We start from the raw sequence: 17,523 nt of genomic DNA, 5'->3' as shown, positions 1-17,523 counted from the left end.
AGTGCCGATGCGGGCAGCGGCGCCCTCGGCGGCGACGACGAGAACGAGAACGGGGACTACAACGCCGGGCGCGACATCACGTTCAACGGCGACATCGTGCTCCTGATCCGCCCGAACCCGGTCCTCTTCATCGACCAGGACGGCCGCGTGATCACGGCGGTGGGCATCACCGTCGACGGCGGCCATGGCGTCGGCTTCGACGTCAACGGTTCCAGCGGCCCGGGCAGCCACCCGGTGACGATCGACCCGATCGGCAACCTGAACGTCGCCGGCACGGCCACGATCCAGGCGAACACGGTGACGTCCAAGGACGGCAAGAACGCGCCGAATTCCACGATCAGCGGCAACCAGGGCACGGCGCGGGTCAAGACGACCTACGACGCGATCACGATCACCAACCTGTCGGGCGAGGAGCTCGACATCGCCGGCATCGACCCGACCAACCCGCACGCCACCGGCCAGGTCACGCTGAACGCTCAGGCCGTCACCGCGCAGTTCGACGTCGCGGACAACGCGGGGCCGACCGACATCACCATCACCAACCAGGGCGGCGCCCAGGCTTCGGACGTGGTGATCAAGGGCCTGATCAACAACCCGACCGGAAGCACCGTCATCCAGGACGCCGGCGGAACGATCCGCGACACCGCGGGCGGCATCGTCCGCTCGAACTCGCTGACGATGAACGCGAACGCGATCGGCTCGCTGGGCAACCGCCTCAACGTCGAACTGGTTCGCAGCGCCGGCCGCACCACCGACATGGCGGCCACGGCCACGGCGGGCGGCATCTTCATGGACCTGACCGGCCGCCTGCGCGTCACCGACGCGAGCCAGGCGACCTTCGGCACCAGCACCCTGCAGGCGACGGGCGACATCGACCTGCTGCTCGAATCGGTCGTGCAAGAGACCAAGCCGGTCGGCGTGGTGGCCGGCATCACCTTCACGGTGCCGCAGAACGCGGTGCTGAACGGCAATTACGTCAACCACTTCCATCCCGATGCCGGCCCGGCGACGCCGCTGGACAAGGCGATCTACGCCGACACCAGCCTGGCCGCGCCCATAGCCGGAACCTACGACTTCGGCCAGCTGACCTCCGGCGGCAACATCAACATCCACGCCGCGCATCCGGCGATCGCCGACCCGACGGTCAACGTGATCGCGAACACGGACATCCTGGGCACGGGCCACATCGACACGCTGACCAACGGCGACATCACGCTGACGGAAACGAACGGCGACTTCCGCATCGACCTGATCCAGTCGAACGCCGGCGACGTCTCCCTGACGTCCCTCAACGGCTCGATCTACGACATCACCAACGGCCCGGCCGACAACGGCTCCACGCCCTGGGTCATCGGCAACAGCGTCAGCCTGACGGCCGAACAGGGCGCGATCGGCTTCCTGAACGACTTCCTCGAAATCGATTCCTCGCACCAGGCCACCGGCCAGCTGGACGCGCTGGCCCACAACGGCGTGTTCCTGCGCGAAACCCAGGGCGACATGAACCTGGGCGCGGTGGTGTCCCGCTTCGACAACGTCGTCCTCATCACGCTGAGCGGTTCCATCCTCGACGCGGTCGGCGACATCTACGCCGACATCCAGGGCGGCTCCATCGACCTGATCACGACCGGCGGCGGCGTCGGCAACGCCACGCATGCGGTGGACATCGATGGCGCGGGCGTGGGCCAGATCCAGAACACGCAGCAGGCCGATGCCGCGGTTCCGATCGTCGGCCGCCTGTTCGTCGACTCGGCGCAGAGCGTCAACATCAACGAAGTGAATGCGGCACTGAACGTGCTGAAGGTGACCGCGACCACCGGCACCGTGACGCTGTCGGTCAACGACTCGGCCTTCCTGAACGAAGACCTCAACATGATCGTGAGCGGTCAGACGCAGCTGGGCGTCGCCATCTCGCAAGGCCTGATCCATGCACCGGGCGCGGTGAACCTGTACGTCGGCGACAACGTCAACGTCCCGGACGGCACGCTGATCACGAGCGGCGCGTCGGTGCTGATCCAGGGTGATTTCGAGATGGGTTCCGACCCGGACCCGGACCATGGCACGACCATCGACATCCAGGGCGACGTGCAGGCGCCCAGCGTCGTCATCGCCGGCGGCGACGACCTCGACTACCTCGAGCTCGACAACCCGAACGGCATCAATGCGGGCGGCACCACCGTCGTCCGCGGCAACGGCTCGGACGACCGCTTCTTCGTGCGTGCGGTCGCGGCCGGCGGCACGACGACGCTGGAAGGCGACACGGGCGCGGACCGCTTCTACGTGTCGAGCAACGCGAACAAGGCGCTGTTCACCACGGGCGGCGTCTACGACGACGACATCGGCGCGCCCTTCGACCACCTGACCGGCACGCTGGAGCACATGGGCGGATTGCTCATCGACACCGGCGACGGCGGCAACCAGGGCACGCGCGACGCGATCTACATCAGCGACGACGCGGCCAGCGGCCCCGTCACCGGCGTCATGGAGTCGACCAGTGTCAGCGGGCTGGGCATGACGGGCAACATCACCTATACGCCGGGACCGCATGGAACGGCGGTCTTCGTCGAGCTCTCGGCCTTCGACGACACCTTCCAGGTGAAGAGCGAAGCGACGGACGTCGACGCCTACATCTTCGGCGGCCCGGGCAACGACACGCTGCACGTCGGCGACGACACCAACCAGCTCACCAGCATCTCGGGCATCGTCGCCTTCTTCGGCCAGGACGGCAGCGACACGCTGGACGTCTACGGCGACGCCTCGGTGACGCCCGGCCAGCTGGATGCGATCGGCATCACCGGCATGGGCATGGGCACGAACCACCTCGGCGCCGTGCACAACGACAGCTTCGGCGCCGGCTACAACATCGGCGCGCCGTCCTACCCGGCGGCGATCTACTACGCCTACCGCAAGATCCTGGACACCGTCGAGACCGTCACGAGCGACGTCGAGACGGTGAACATGTGGCTGGGTGACAACAACGACACCTTCAACGTCGACAGCGCCTATTCCTACGGCACGACCTACGTCCACGGCGGCGGCGGCGACGACACCATCACGGTCGGCGCCACGCCTTCCGGCCTGCATCCGGAATCGCTGCGCCGCGTCGACTTCGTGGCCGGCACCCTGCACCTGAACGGCGACGCCGGCAACGACACCCTCGTCGTGGACGACTCCGGCGACGACAACGCCAACGTCGGCACCTACACGGGCAACACGGTCACCGGCCTCGACATGGCGGGCTCGATCGTGTTCGACGCGCCGGACAACATCACCATCCAGCTCGGCGCCCAGGCGGACACCTTCTACGTCCCGGCCACCAACGCGGGGCTCATCACCAAGCTGAACACCGGCGGCGGCTTCGACACCGTCTACGTCGGCACGACGCAGGGCAACGAGACGACCGGCACGCTGGCCAACATCCAGGGCGACTTCTACCTGGACGGCGACTCGCCCGAGGCGCGGGACACCCTGTTCATCAACGACCAGAGCGACACGAGCGGCGAAACCTACACGGTCAGCAACGAGCTCGAAGCCCTGGTGACGCTGGGCGACGGCACACCGTGGCGCTTCGACACCACCACCGTCGACCGCAGCGGCGCGGCTTCCCTGCACTATCGGCGCTTCGAGACGGTGGTCCTGAACGCCGGCCAGGGCGCCGACACGATCAACATCCAGGGCACCCAGCGCGAGCAGGACCCGAACGGCGGCAAGAACTCCACCTTCACGGTCAACGCGGGCGGCGGCGACGACACCGTCAACATCGGCGACCCGGTCGCGGGCGGCTTCTCGCTGGACAACTTCGCCATCGACACCGGCCTGCCGACCGCGGACAGCACCCGCGGCATCCCCGTGTTCGTCAATGGCGGCGACGGCTACGACGTGGTGCAGTACCTGGATACGGCGGCGACCGCGAACATGAACCTCGCGTTCGTCAACAAGACCTTCGCGGACATCTTCCCGGCGACCCCGCCGACCGTCCCCGCCACCGCGGATCCGACCTGGGTGAGCACCTTCACGCAGATCTTCGGCGACGACCCGACCACCGTGAACTACGCGACCGTGGTCCTGCAGGAATCGGGCACCGCCGAACCGCTCAACATCAACGCGCGCGGCAGCGAGAACATCAAGGTCTCGCTGGGCAGCGGCAACGACGTCACGCAGCTCACCAGCGGCACCTACGGCTACGACATCACGGTGTACGCCGGCGCAGGCAACGACACCTTCAACGTCGAACACGGCTTCGACAACCGCGGCCACATGGCGACCCTGAACGGCGAGGAAGGCGACGACATCGTCTACGCGCAGTTCGAGCCTGGCGTGCCCGACGCGACGGCCTTCCTCACCTTCAATGGCGGACCGCAGGTCAGCGGCGACACGCTGCGCATCGCGGGCGACGGCATTGCCACCGGCACCTACACGCCGAGCAGCACCGAGGCGCGCGCCGGCGAGGTCAACGTCGGCGGCAACATCTTCGACTTCACCGGCGTCGAGCCGCTGGTCATCCACGGCCTGTCCGACTTCCACATGGTCACGCCGGACGACCCGGCCGACCTGGCGGTGGACAGCATCAACGTCGCCGACCTGAACCTCACCAACCTCGTCCTGCACACAGTCACCGTCGACGGCGTGGTGACTTGGACGCAGCAGGCGAAGCTGGTCACGCCCGATGCCCTCGAGACCAAGCACACCGGCAACGCCACCGCGATCAGCGGCGACACGCTGGTTGTGGGCGCGGAGCTCGATGGCGCGTCCAGCGGCGTGGTCTATGTCTACACCTGGGACTACACCGCAAACGCCTGGTCCGAACAGGCCAAGCTTTACGCCAGCGACCATGCGACCTCCGGCCAGGGCTTCGGCGACACGGTGGCGATCGACGGCGACACGCTGGTCGTCGGCGCGGACCACGACAACACCTTCGGCACCAATTCCGGCGCGGCCTACATCTTCACGCGCTCGGGCGGCGCCTGGACGCAGCAGGCGAAGATCAAGGCGCTGGACGGCTCGGCGGGCTCCACCTTCGGCCAGAGCGTTTCGATCAGCGGCAACACCGTCGTCATCGGCGCCGCCGGCGGCAGCACCGACGCGGCCTACGTCTTCACGCGCAGCGGCACCACCTGGACCCAGCAAGCCAAGCTCCAGCTCGGTGACCACACCGCGGACTTCGGCACGGCGGTTGCCATCGCGGGCAACACGCTCGTGGTCGGCGCGCCGCTCACCGACGTTTCGCTGCTGTTCGGCTCCCTCATCGACGCCGGCGATGCCTACGTCTACACGCGCAGCGGCTCCACCTGGACCCAGCAGGCGGTGATCGCGCCGGACAACGGCCTGTTCACCAACGACCAGCAGGCCGGCGAGCACTTCGGCGCCGCGGTGGCAATGATCTCCGGCCGCATCGTGGTCGGCTCGCCGCTGTGGGACGAAACCAAGAGCGACGGCACGGTCGACAACGACGTCGGCCGCGCCTTCGTCTTCGAGGGCAGCGGCAGCAGCTGGATCCGGGCCGCGCGCCTGACCGCCGACGGCGGCCTGCCGTTGGCCGAGTCGCTGCTGGAAGGCAACCCCGGTGACCATTTCGGCGCCTCGCTCGCCATCAACGGCAGCTACGTCGCGGTCGGCGCGCCCGGCTACGACGGCACGGCGCAGAACGAAGGCGCCGCCTATGTGTTCTACCGCCTGCCCGACCTCGGCTCCGGCCTGGGCGCGAGCTGGGTGCGCGCCAGCGGCGACAGCGGCTCCGGCCGCTTGAACGCAGCGGCTCCGGCGGGCTCGGATCCGCTGAGCGGCATCCCGGCCATCGACCAGTACCGCACGGCCGATCGCTTCGGCACCAGCATCGCGCTCGGCGGCGGCCGGCTCGTGATCGGCATGCCCGGCTACAACCAGGTCGACGGCCAGGGCTTCACGACGCGCGCCGACGTCGGCGCGATGCGCACCTATTCGACCAACGGCATCCTGCCGACCAGCGCCACGTCCAAGTGGGCGGAAACGATCGAGGACCCGACCGACCAGCCGAACCAGACGCCGAACAGCGCCTCGCAGTTCGGCGCGGTCACCTACTACGACGCGGCCTCGCGCGAGCTGTTCGTGTCCGATCCCTCGCAGAACACGGTGTACGTGTACGTGAACGAAGGCCTGTACTGGCGCAAGGTGCAGAACATCGTCTCGCCCGACACGGTTTACATCAGCGCGGCCGGCCTGACGGCGCAGTACTACAACTTCGCCAACCCCTTGAGCGTGCTGCCTTCGTTCAGCGGCTCGCCGGCGCTGACGCGCACGGAGTGGGCCATCAACACCGGCATCACCAACGGCAGCTTCGCGCCCGGCGTGCAGGCCGACCAGTTCGCCGTGCGCTGGACCGGCAACATCGTTTCGACGTCGACGCAGGACGTCACGTTCTACCTGGGCAGCGATGACGGCTCGCAGCTGTATATCGACGGCACCAAGTACATCGACGGCAACCAGCTGCAAGGGTTCACGACGCGGCAGGCCACGGTGCACCTCTCGCAGGGCAACCACTTCATCGACGTGCGCTACTTCGAGAACGGCGGCGGCGCCGGCGTCACGCTGAGCTACTCGGCGGCCAATGGCGGCAGCGGCACGCTCACCGGCCCGATCGGCAAGGACATCAAGGTCGACGGCAACTGGATGGTGATCGGCGCCCCGGACGCCAAGGCCTATGTCTACCAGCGCCTCGGCACGGAACTCTGGGCCAAGTACCAGGAGCTCGATGGCGCGGGCGGCTTCGGCCGGTCGGTGTCGATCAGCGGCAGCAAGCTCGTGATCGGCATGCCCCTGGCCAATGCCACCTACGCCTCCTACGGCCAGCCGGACACCTACTACAACCTGGACCTCGGCGCGCCCGGCGGCGCGGTGGTCTACAGCTACAACGGCGCGAGCTGGAACGAAGACCGCCTGCTCATGGCGGACGACAGCGCGCTCTGGTACGACACCTCGTACACGAACCAGTACATCCCGAACGAGTGGGACTCCGCGGCCATCTTCTGGGGCGGCACCTGGCACTGGCACGGCATCGGTGCCTGGCAGGACGGCGTCGACCACGGCAGCGGCCTGCTGCTGGGCCCGCACTCGATGGCCGTGGTGGTGGACTACACCGGCGGCGATGCCGGCTATGCGTTCGCGGTCAACTACTCCGACAACACGATCCAGGCCGACCTGCCGGGCTGGATCACCAACGACGACATCGACTTCCTGATGGTCGGCTCGGACCTGCCGCCGCAAGGCAACGCGGGCCTGTTCCAGAACGGCAGCTGGCACTACTACCCCTGGGGCGCGACCGACAACGTCGGCGAAGGCGACTACGCGATCCACGCCGACTCCGGCACGGAAATCACCGGCGTCGACTACACGGGCGGCGACTGGGGCTTCGTCGCGCAGGTCGGCCCGGGCGGCTTCAACTACGACAACGTGGGCGCGGGGGACCGCGACGACGACACCGACTCCGTGATCGTCATGAGCACGATCGCGCACCAGGCGACGCAGATCCTCGACCGCTACTTCGCCAGCCTGTCCGGCGCGCAATGGGGCTCGTCGGTGGACATCGTCGGCAACACGGTCTACGTCGGCGCGCAGGGCGACAACCGCACTGCCGTCTACAACCTCACGAACGGCGACTACTCGCACTGGACCGCGACGGTCGGCGGCATCACCGACACGCCGCTGCGCAGCACGCAGTACATCGTCGGCAACTCCCTGTCCGGCGCGGAGCTTTCCGCCACGGGCACGGGCAACGTCTGGGTCGGCGCGCCGGGCAGCAACCAGGTCCAGCAGTACTTCAACTCCGGCGGCACCTGGTACGGCGGCACGACGATCTCCACGCCGGGCAACGGCGGGTTCGGCGGCAACGAGACCATCGACACCGCGGGCAACCGCATCCTGGTCGGCGCGACGTCCTCGAACGGGCGGGCGTACATCTACGATTCCAGCGGCACGTCGCTGCTGCGAACCTACCAGCCGTACCAGTACAACACGCTGACGCACGTGATGCAGGCGGACATCGATACGAGCCTGCACTTCGGTTCCGGCGGCCAGTTGATCAGCGAGGGCTTCGACCTGGTCGGCACGACCAACCAGAACTTCGATGCCAACCTGATCTACAACTACCGCCAGCGCGGCTCGGCCTGGACGCCGGTCACCAACGACCTGCTCGTTCCCGAGCAACTGCGCACGGAAAAGGCGGGCTCCAGCGTGGCCATCGACGGCACGACGGCAGTGGTGGGCGCGAGCGACTACGACAACCGCGGCGCGGTGTTCGTCTTCACGCAGGTGGCCGGCACCGACAACTGGCAGCTGCAGGCCACGATCCAGGCGACCGACATCACGCACGACGACGGCTTCGGCACCAGCGTGGCGATCAGCGGCGACTCGATCATCGTCGGCGCCCCGGACAAGCTGAACGGCGAAGGCGCGGTCTACATGTTCCAGCGCCTGGGGAACAGCTGGGTGCAGAAGTCGGAATTCATCGGCAGCGCGGGCGCCGACCTCGGCCAGTCGGTCGCCGTCTACGGCGACGCGGCGGTCGCGGGCGCACCGGGCGCCAACAAGGCCTTCTTCTACGACTTCAGCGGCGTCAACTGGTCGATCAGCACGATCGTCGGCGCGCCCTCGGGCATGGCAGGCCAGTTCGGCTACGCGGTCACGATGGACCAGACCACGGCGGCGGTCGGCGCGCCCACCGGCGAGTTGAACAAGGGCGGCGTGGAAATCTACGTCCAGAGCGGCGCGAAGTGGATCGCCAACCAGACGATCACGGCCACCGCCGGCGTCAGCGGCGACAACTTCGGCTTCGCCCTCGACCTCAGCGGCGACATCCTGGCCGTTGGCGCGCCGACGGCGAACGGGCTCGCGGGCAACGTCTACACCTACCAGCGTGACGGCAGCGGCCTCTTCACCGGCGAACAGGTCCTGACCGAATTCAGCGGCACCGCCTTCGACCTCTTCGGCTACTCGGTCGCAGTCGACGGCAAGGAACTGATCGTCGGCGTGCCGGGCAAGGCGTTGACCCACGGCGCCTTCGAAGGCGAAGCACTGGCCTACAAGCTGAAGCCGGACAACACCTGGCAGCTCGAGACCAACGTCGACCCGCTGTCCGCGGCGGACGGCCTGGGCGGCGACAACGTCGGCTACTCCGTGGCGCTGAACAACGACCTCGCCATCATCGGCGCGCCGCAGTTCACGTCCCGGTCGGCCATCGACCCGAATGCGATCGACACCAATGGCGCGGGCTATGTCTACATCCGCCAGGTGTCGCCGCCGACGACGGTGACCCAGCTGGAAGAACAGAGCCTGCTGATCGCGGGCGCCAAGGCGAACACGATCACCGGCACGGTCGGCGGCGTGCAGACTTCCGACCTCAAGTTCTTCGACATCACCAACGTCACGCTGCAGACCGGCGCCGGCGACGACCACGTCACGGTCAACGAGGCCGGCCTGACCGCCTTCGGCCTGCTGAATTTCACGGTCAACACGGACGGCGGCGACGACACGCTGACCGAGCTCTCCGACCCGCTGAAGACCCCGCTTTCGGGCACCTTCATTCCCACCGGTGACTTCAGCGGCACGAACCCCGGCGACCCGCTGCCTCCGGGCACGAGCTACACCCAGCTGCAAGGCAAGTTCACCTTCGACGGCGGCTCGGGCACGAACTCGATGGTCGTGCAGTCCGACACCGACTGGACGCTGGACACGAACACGCTCACCGCGGGCAACGGCGACCAGATGGACGTCACCGGCGTCCACTCGATCACGATCACCGGCGGCGCCGGCCACAACCGGCTGGAGGTGATCAACTGGGCGGGCGACGTGACGCTCGATGGCGCCGGCGGCGACGACGACTACATCATCCATCCGCAAGCGCTCGGGCACGTGACGCTGGCCGATTCCGGCCCCGCGTCCGATCTCGACAAGCTGACCGTTCTCGGCACCACGGGCAACGACAACTTCCTCGTGAGCGGCACCCAGGTCTGGCTCGGCACGCAGACCATGGACTACTCGAGCGTCGAGGTGGTCAGCATTGCCGGCCTGGCGGGCAACGACAAGTTCGATGTCGCCGACGCGTCCGCCAGCAAGGTCGTCCTGGATGGCGGCGACGGCTCGGATACCTACGAAGTGTTTACCGGCGCGTCGACCGCCAGCGTGTACATCCATGACACCGGCCCGCTGCCTGGCAGCGGCAACAACATCGACAAGCTGAACCTGCCTTCGACGGCGACCGTCTCGGCCACGCAGGCCAACGTCGGCAGCAAGACCGTGTTCTTCGATTCGACGATCGAGCAGCTGGGCTTCACCACGGTGACGCCTATCCTGTCGCTGTCGGCCACCAATGGCGACGACACCATCACGCTGACCTCGACGACGCTCACCATCAACAGCATCGTCGTCGACCTCACAGGCGTCATCGACCTCACGATCAACGGCCTGGCCGGCAACGACACCTTCGACATCACGGGCGTGCCGTCGACGCTGACCGGTTTGCACCTGATCGGCGGTGGCGACAGCGACAGCGTGTTCGGGCCGTCGGGCACCATGACCTGGCACATCACCGGTCCGGATGCCGGCAACACCACCGGCGCCGCCAAGTTCGATTTCACGCAGATCGGGACCCTGGTCGGCGGCACCGGTACCGACAACTTCGTGTTCGCCAACAACGCCGCGTCGCTGAGCGGCGACGTGGACGGCGGCGGCGGCAGCGACAAGCTGGACTACTCCGCACGCACGAACGCGATCGCGGTCGACCTCGGCGCGGCCACCGCCACGGGCATAGGCGGGACCTTCACCAACATCGACACGCTGGTCGGCAGCGCAGCGCAGGACACGTTGACCGGCACCGACGGCGGCGACACCTGGACGATCAGCGGGCCGAACAGCGGCAACGTCGCCGGCCTGAGCTTCTCCTCGATCGAGAACGTGACGGGCGGCCTGGGCAACGACACCTTCACCGTCAACGACGGCGGCGCGATCGCCGGCCTGGTCGACGGCGGCGGCGGACTCGACACGCTCGTCTTCAACACGAGCAACGCGGACGACAATGTCCTGGTCAGCGCGCCGGCGGTCACCATCAACGGCGCCTCGACCAACTACGCCAACATCGACACGCTCACCGTCAACACCCTGGGCGGCGCCGACACCATCACCGTCAGCGAGACCGCGAGCGGCTTCCCGACGCGCGTGAACGTCAACAGCGGCGATGGCGACGACGTGATCATGGTCGACCTGATGGCCGGGACGACGAGCCTGATCGCGGTGGACGGCGGGCTGCCCACGGCCAGCGACACGCTGGTCGTGATGGGCACCTCGAGCGACGACACGATCGCGGTCGCCGGATCGCTGATCAGCTTCGACCTGACGAACATCACCGCGGCCGGCATCGAGCACCTGGTCGTCGACGGCAGCGACGGCAACGACACGATTTCCGACACCGGCGACACGGCCGCTGAAAGCGTGCTGCTCCTCGGCGATGCGGGGGACGACACGATCACGGTCACCTACCCGCTCACGACCGCGAGCCTCGTCGTCGACGGCGGCGCAGGCACCAACACCCTGAACGTCGCCCTCACCGGCGCCGACGACACGGTGACGCTGGACGGCAGCACCGTCACCGTCGCCGGTGCGGTCACGGTCAACTACAGCAACTTCGCCGCGGTCACGCTCGACACGGGCGCGGGTGCGGATACGGTGACGATCGCGGACACCATCGCCGGAACCACGACCGTGACCACGGGCGCCGGCGCGGACAGCGTGCTCATCGCGCACACGAGCGGCACGCTCGACGTCCAAACCGGCGACGATGCCGACACCGTCAACGTGCAGGCCATAGGCGGCACGACGACCGTCGACCTCGGCGACGGCGACGACACGGCCAACGTCTCTTCCGACGCGCCGGCGAACCTGGGCACGCTGGGCGGCATCGCGGCTTCCCTGACCATCGCGGGCGGCGGCGGCAACGATGCGCTGAACGTCAGCACTGCCGGCTCGGTGACGGGCCTGTCCGGCACCTTGTCCGACACGCTGATCGGCGGCCTGGGCACGGCCTCGGGCATCGGCTACGCCGGCGTCGAGGCGCTGGACATCACGCTGGGCAGCGGCAACGACCTCTTCACGATCGCCAAGACCCAGACCGGCACGACCGCGCTGCACACGGGCGCCGGAGACGACGTCGTCAACGTGCTCGGCGTCAACGGCGCCACCACCGTGGACACGGGCGCTGGCTCCGACACGGTCAACGCGCAGCTGACGCAGACCTTCGCGTTCATCACCATCAACCAGTTCCATGCGCTTCTCACCGTCGACGGCGGCGGCGGCGGCAGCGACGCGCTGAACGTGAACACGGACTCGCCCTACGGCGACACCGGCACGCTGACGTCCACGAGCATCACGGGCCTGGGCACGACTGGCGGCATCGCCTACGCGGGCGTCGAGAGCCTGAACATCTCGCTGGGCTCGGGTGGCGACACCTTCCTGATCGCCAGCACGAACGCGTCGACGGCGACGACGCTGTCCACCAACGATGGCGACGACACGGTCAACGTGCAGTCCATCAGCGGCGCGACCACGCTCAACCTCGGCGCGGGCAACGACACGGTCAACGTCGGCAGCACTGCGCCCGGCACGGGTGGCCTGGTCGACGGCATCGCCGCGGCGCTGACGGTGAACGGCGGCTCGGGCAACGACACGCTGAACGTCGACGACACGGGCGACGCGGCGCCGAACGCGGGCACGCTGACCGCGACGACGCTCACCGGCCTGGGCATGGCCTCGGGCATCACCTACGGGACGCTGGAAGCGCTGAACATCGGCCTCGGCTCCGGCGGCGACACGTTCACGATCGCGGGCACGCATGCGGGCCTGACGACTCTGGACACGAACGCGGGCGACGACACGGTCAACGTGCTCTCCATCGCGGGCATCACCACGGCCGACACCGGCGACGGCAACGACACCATCAACGTCGGCAGCCTCGCGCCCGCCACCGGCGGCAACGTCAACAGCATCGGCGCGGCGCTTTCCGTCGCTGGCGGCGCCGGCACCGACACGCTGAACGTGGACGACAGCGGCGACGCGGCGGCCAACACGGGCAACCTGACGTCGACGAGCCTGACGGGGCTGGGCATGGCCGCCGGCATCGGCTACCAGGCCGTCGAAGGCCTGAACATCGCCCTCGGCTCCGGCGGCGACACCTTCACGATCGCCAGCACCGAACCGGGCACGACCACGAACCTCGCCACCAACGGCGGCGACGACACGATCAACGTGCAGTCCATCGGCGACGCGGCGAACGTGAGCCTGGGCGCCGGCAACGACACCATCAACGTCGGCAGCCTCGCCCCCGCTACCGGCGGCCTGGCCAGCGGCATCGCCGCCGCCCTGGCGGTCAGTGGCGACGGCGGCAACGACACGATGAACGTCGACGACACCGGGGACGCGGCCGCGAGCGTTGGCACCCTGACCGCGACCACGCTGACCGGCCTGGGCATGGCCAGCGGCATCACCTACGGCACGCTGGAAGCGCTGAACATCGGCCTGGGCTCGGGTGGCGACACCTTCACCATCGCCAGCACGCATACCGGCACGACGACCCTCAACACCAACGCGGGCGCCGACGCGGTCAACGTGCAGTCGATCGCAGGCGCCACCACGGTGAACACCGGCGCCGACGACGACACCATCAACGTCGGCAGCCTCGCGCCCGCCACCGGCGGCAACGTCAACGGCGTCAGCGCCGCGCTGGCGATCAACGGCAACGGCGGCAACGACACGCTGAACGTCGACGACACCGGCGACACGGCGGCGAACGCCGGCACGCTGACCGCGACGACGCTGAGCGGCCTGGGCATGGCCTCCGGCATCACCTACGGCACGCTGGAAGCGCTGAACATCGGCCTGGGCTCGGGCGGCGACACCTTCACGATCGCCAGCACCCACACGGGTTCGACAGTGCTGAACGCGAACGGCGGCAACGACATCGTCAACGTGCAGACCATCGCCGGCGCGACCACGGTCAACGGCGGCACTGGCGACGACACCATCAACGTCGGCAGCAACGTCCCGGCGGCGGGCGGCGTGACCAGCGGCATCGCCGCGGCTCTGGCCATCAACGGCGGCGACGGCTACGACACGATCAACGTGGACGACTCGGGGGATCCCAACCCGAGCACCGGCACGCTGACCGCGACCACGCTGACCGGCCTGGGCATGGCCAGCGGCATCACCTACGGCACGGTGGAAGCCTTCAACGTCAACCTGGGCTCGGGTGGCGACACCTTCACCATCACCGGCACCAACCCGGGCACGGTGACGACGGTCAATACCGGCGACGGCAACGACACCGTGAACGTGCGCGCCGTCGGCGGCACCACCAACGTCAACACGGGCGGCGGCAACGACACGATCAACGTCGGCAGCCTGGCTCCGGCAACGGGTGGCGTGGTGAGCGGCATCGCCGCGCCCCTGGCCATCAATGGCGGCACCGGCTTCGACACGATCAACGTGGACGACTCGGGCGATCCCGGCCCGTCCAGCGCCACCTTGAGCCCGACCACCCTGACCGGCCTGGGCATGGCGAGCGGCATCACCTACGGCACGGTGGAGGCGTTCAACCTGACCCTGGGTTCGGGCAACGACACGATCACCATCACCGGCACCAACCCGGGCACGGTGACCACGATCAACACCGGCGCGGGTGACGACACGGTGAACGTGCGTGCGATCGGCGGCGTCCTCAACGTCAACACCGGCGCCGGCAACGACACGATCAACGTCGGCAGCCTGGCCCCGGCGGCGGGCGGCGTGACCAACGGCATCGCGGCGGCGCTGAACGTGGACAGCGGTGGCGGCAACGACATGATGGTCGTCGACGACACCGGCGACACCGCGGGCACCAGCGGCGTGCTGACGGCGACGAAGCTGACCGGCCTGGGCATGAGCGGCGGCGGCATCACCTACGCCGGCCTGGAAGCGCTGCAGATCTCGCTGGGCTCGGGCAACGACAGCTTCGACGTCCGGGGCACGATGCGCCAGAGCGGCTTCCGCGACATCACCATGCTCAACACCGGCGGCGGCAATGACCGCGTCACGGTGGAACTGAGCGCAGCCGTCGACGGGCCGCTGGCCGTCAACCTGGAGGCCGGCGACGACTTCCTGGATGCCTCGACCTCGACCCTTGGCATCGTCGCCTTCGGCGGCGACGGGTCCGACGCCATCGTCGGTGGCTTCGGTGACGACGTCATCTTCGGCGACCGCGGCTCGGTCAGCTACTACGACGCCAACGGCAAGCTGGTGACGCGCCTGGGCATCGGCGTGGCCGAGGCCAGCAGCGACCCGGCCAGCCCGCTGTATGTTCCGGGCCGGCAGACCGACGGCGGCCTCAACGAGCAACCCGTGTTCGCCACCCGCAGTTCCAGCGGCGGCGCCGGCGACGTGCTGGTCGGCGGCCTGGGCAGCGACCGGATGTGGGGCGAAGAAGGCAACGACATCATGCTGGGCGGCCTGGGCAGCGTGCAACGCACCTACAACTCGGCCGGCGCGCTGGTACGCACCGACGTGCTGCTGCTCGAACAGGCCAGCATCACCGGCTCGATCGCCCTGGAAGGCCCTGCCTCGCCGGGCGCCAACCTGGCGACGGCCAATGCGCTGATCAACGCCGACGTGGTGCTGCTCACCGGCGCCTACAACGCCGATGGCAGCAAGCACCTGAACGCCGACCACTCGTGGGACGAGCGCGCCCTGCTGCTGGCGGTCACGCCCGATGGCAACGACGTCATGAGCGGCGGCGACGGCAACGACGCCATGTACGGCCAGACGGGCAACGACACGCTGAACGGGGATGCCGGCAACGACTTCCTGTCCGGCGGCGCCGGCAACGACTCGCTGAACGGCGGCGACGGCACCGACACCCTGGTCGGCGACGATGCCTTCATCGACGGCGTTTCCACCGCCATCGCCAACGTCACGCACGGCCTCCTGGTCAACGGCACGGTGATCGTTCCCGCGGTGCAGGTCGAGCCGCTGCGCGGCGTCGACGCCGCCTCCTTCCTGCTGCCGCAGGTGTTCGGCTACGACAAGGCGATCCCGGCCAACAACACGCTGCATGCGGCGGACGGCACCAACCTGTTCGCCTTCGCCTCGGTGATCACCGACTACGGCCACCACGTCGGCCTGCTGCGCGGCAACGACAACCTGGCGGGCGGCGCCGGCGACGACACCCTGGTCGGCGACGACATGGTGGTGATCAACCCGAACGTCACCTTCGACGCCGCGAGCATGACCCGGGCCGAGACGCTGACCCGTGGGCTGCTCGCTGTCTCCGACGACTTCTCCGACCTGGTGCACCGGCAGTACGCGCTGCTCGGCTGCGACTACAACCTGGATGGCGGCGTCGTCATCGACCACGTCTACTCCATCGGCAACGACGTCCTGGACGGCGGCGCCGGCAACGACGTGCTGATCGGCGACGACAGCACGATGGTCGCGCCGACCATCAACCTGCCCGCCAACCTGTCGGATGCGTTCGAGTACCTGCAGGATGGCGCCGCCGACGCCGGCGACCAGATCGTCGACACCGTGCAGGACCTGGTGCAGTTGGAGAACGGCCTGCGCGACACCACCGTGCAGGTCACCATCGGCCGCCACACCTACACCCAGACCGTGCACCACGTCGACCAGCTGCTGGTGGGCAACGACACGCTGATGGGCGGCGACGGCAACGACTTCATCGTCGGCGACCAGTTCTCGGTGCGCGCGCCGGTGGTGACGGTCACCGCCAACGATCCGGCGGCCGGCTGCTTCTTCAACGAGCACGACTGGCGCGACGACGAAGGCTGGTGGAGCCGCGGCGACCGCGCGAACTGGTGGATCAAGGGTGGCTGGCACGACAACAGCGAGCGGCTGGACGTGGTGCACGTCGACTCCGACGTCATCTACGGCGGCGCCGGCGACGACCTCGTCTACGGCGACAGCACCGCGATGATCAGCAGCACGATCATCCGCGGCGCCAACGTCAGCCGCTCCGACTTCGCCCACGCCAGCCACGAGGTCGGCGAGGCGCTGACCCGGCTGATGGGCGTCTCGGGCGGCACCGACCTGTGGATCGAATACGGCAAGCAGGACTGCGACCGCGACAGCAACAGCGCCGACACCATCTACGGTGGCGACGGCAACGACGTGCTGTTCGGGCAGGACGGGCTCGACACGGTGCACGGCGACGCCGGCGACGACTGGCTGCTGGGAGGCAACGACGGCCGCAAGGACGTGCTCGATGGCGGCACCGGCAAGAACAAGGTCTTCGACCCGGGCAACAACTCCAGCCAGCTGCGCGACCGCGTCGCGGCGCTCACCCCGAGCATCGACCTCACGGCCGCCGTCGGCAGCTACTTCGGCGCGCCGACCGGCAAGAGCACCGGCGGCAACGCCTGCCCGTGGCTGGACGACTTCCTCAACAACCTGGGCCGCAACGACGACTGCTTCAACCCCAACGCCGGCATCTGTATCCAGCTGGACGGCGTTTCCAGGTAA

Annotated in this window: 1 protein-coding gene (running past one end of the window); it reads left to right on the top strand. The window is 68.4% G+C overall.

Annotated features, from left to right (window positions below):
• Positions 1-17,523: the 3' portion of a PA14 domain-containing protein gene (locus HHL11_RS26805; RefSeq protein WP_169421668.1), read on the top strand. 14,928 nt of this gene lie to the left of the window's left edge; only the last 17,523 of its 32,451 coding nucleotides appear in the window; its start codon lies off the left edge, out of view; it ends in the stop codon at positions 17,521-17,523.

It is taken from the genome of Ramlibacter agri (assembly GCF_012927085.1).
Lineage (GTDB): Bacteria > Pseudomonadota > Gammaproteobacteria > Burkholderiales > Burkholderiaceae_C > Ramlibacter > Ramlibacter agri.
The sequence above is the reverse complement of the archived record's forward strand: the minus strand, read 5'-3'. Positions and strand labels throughout refer to the sequence as shown.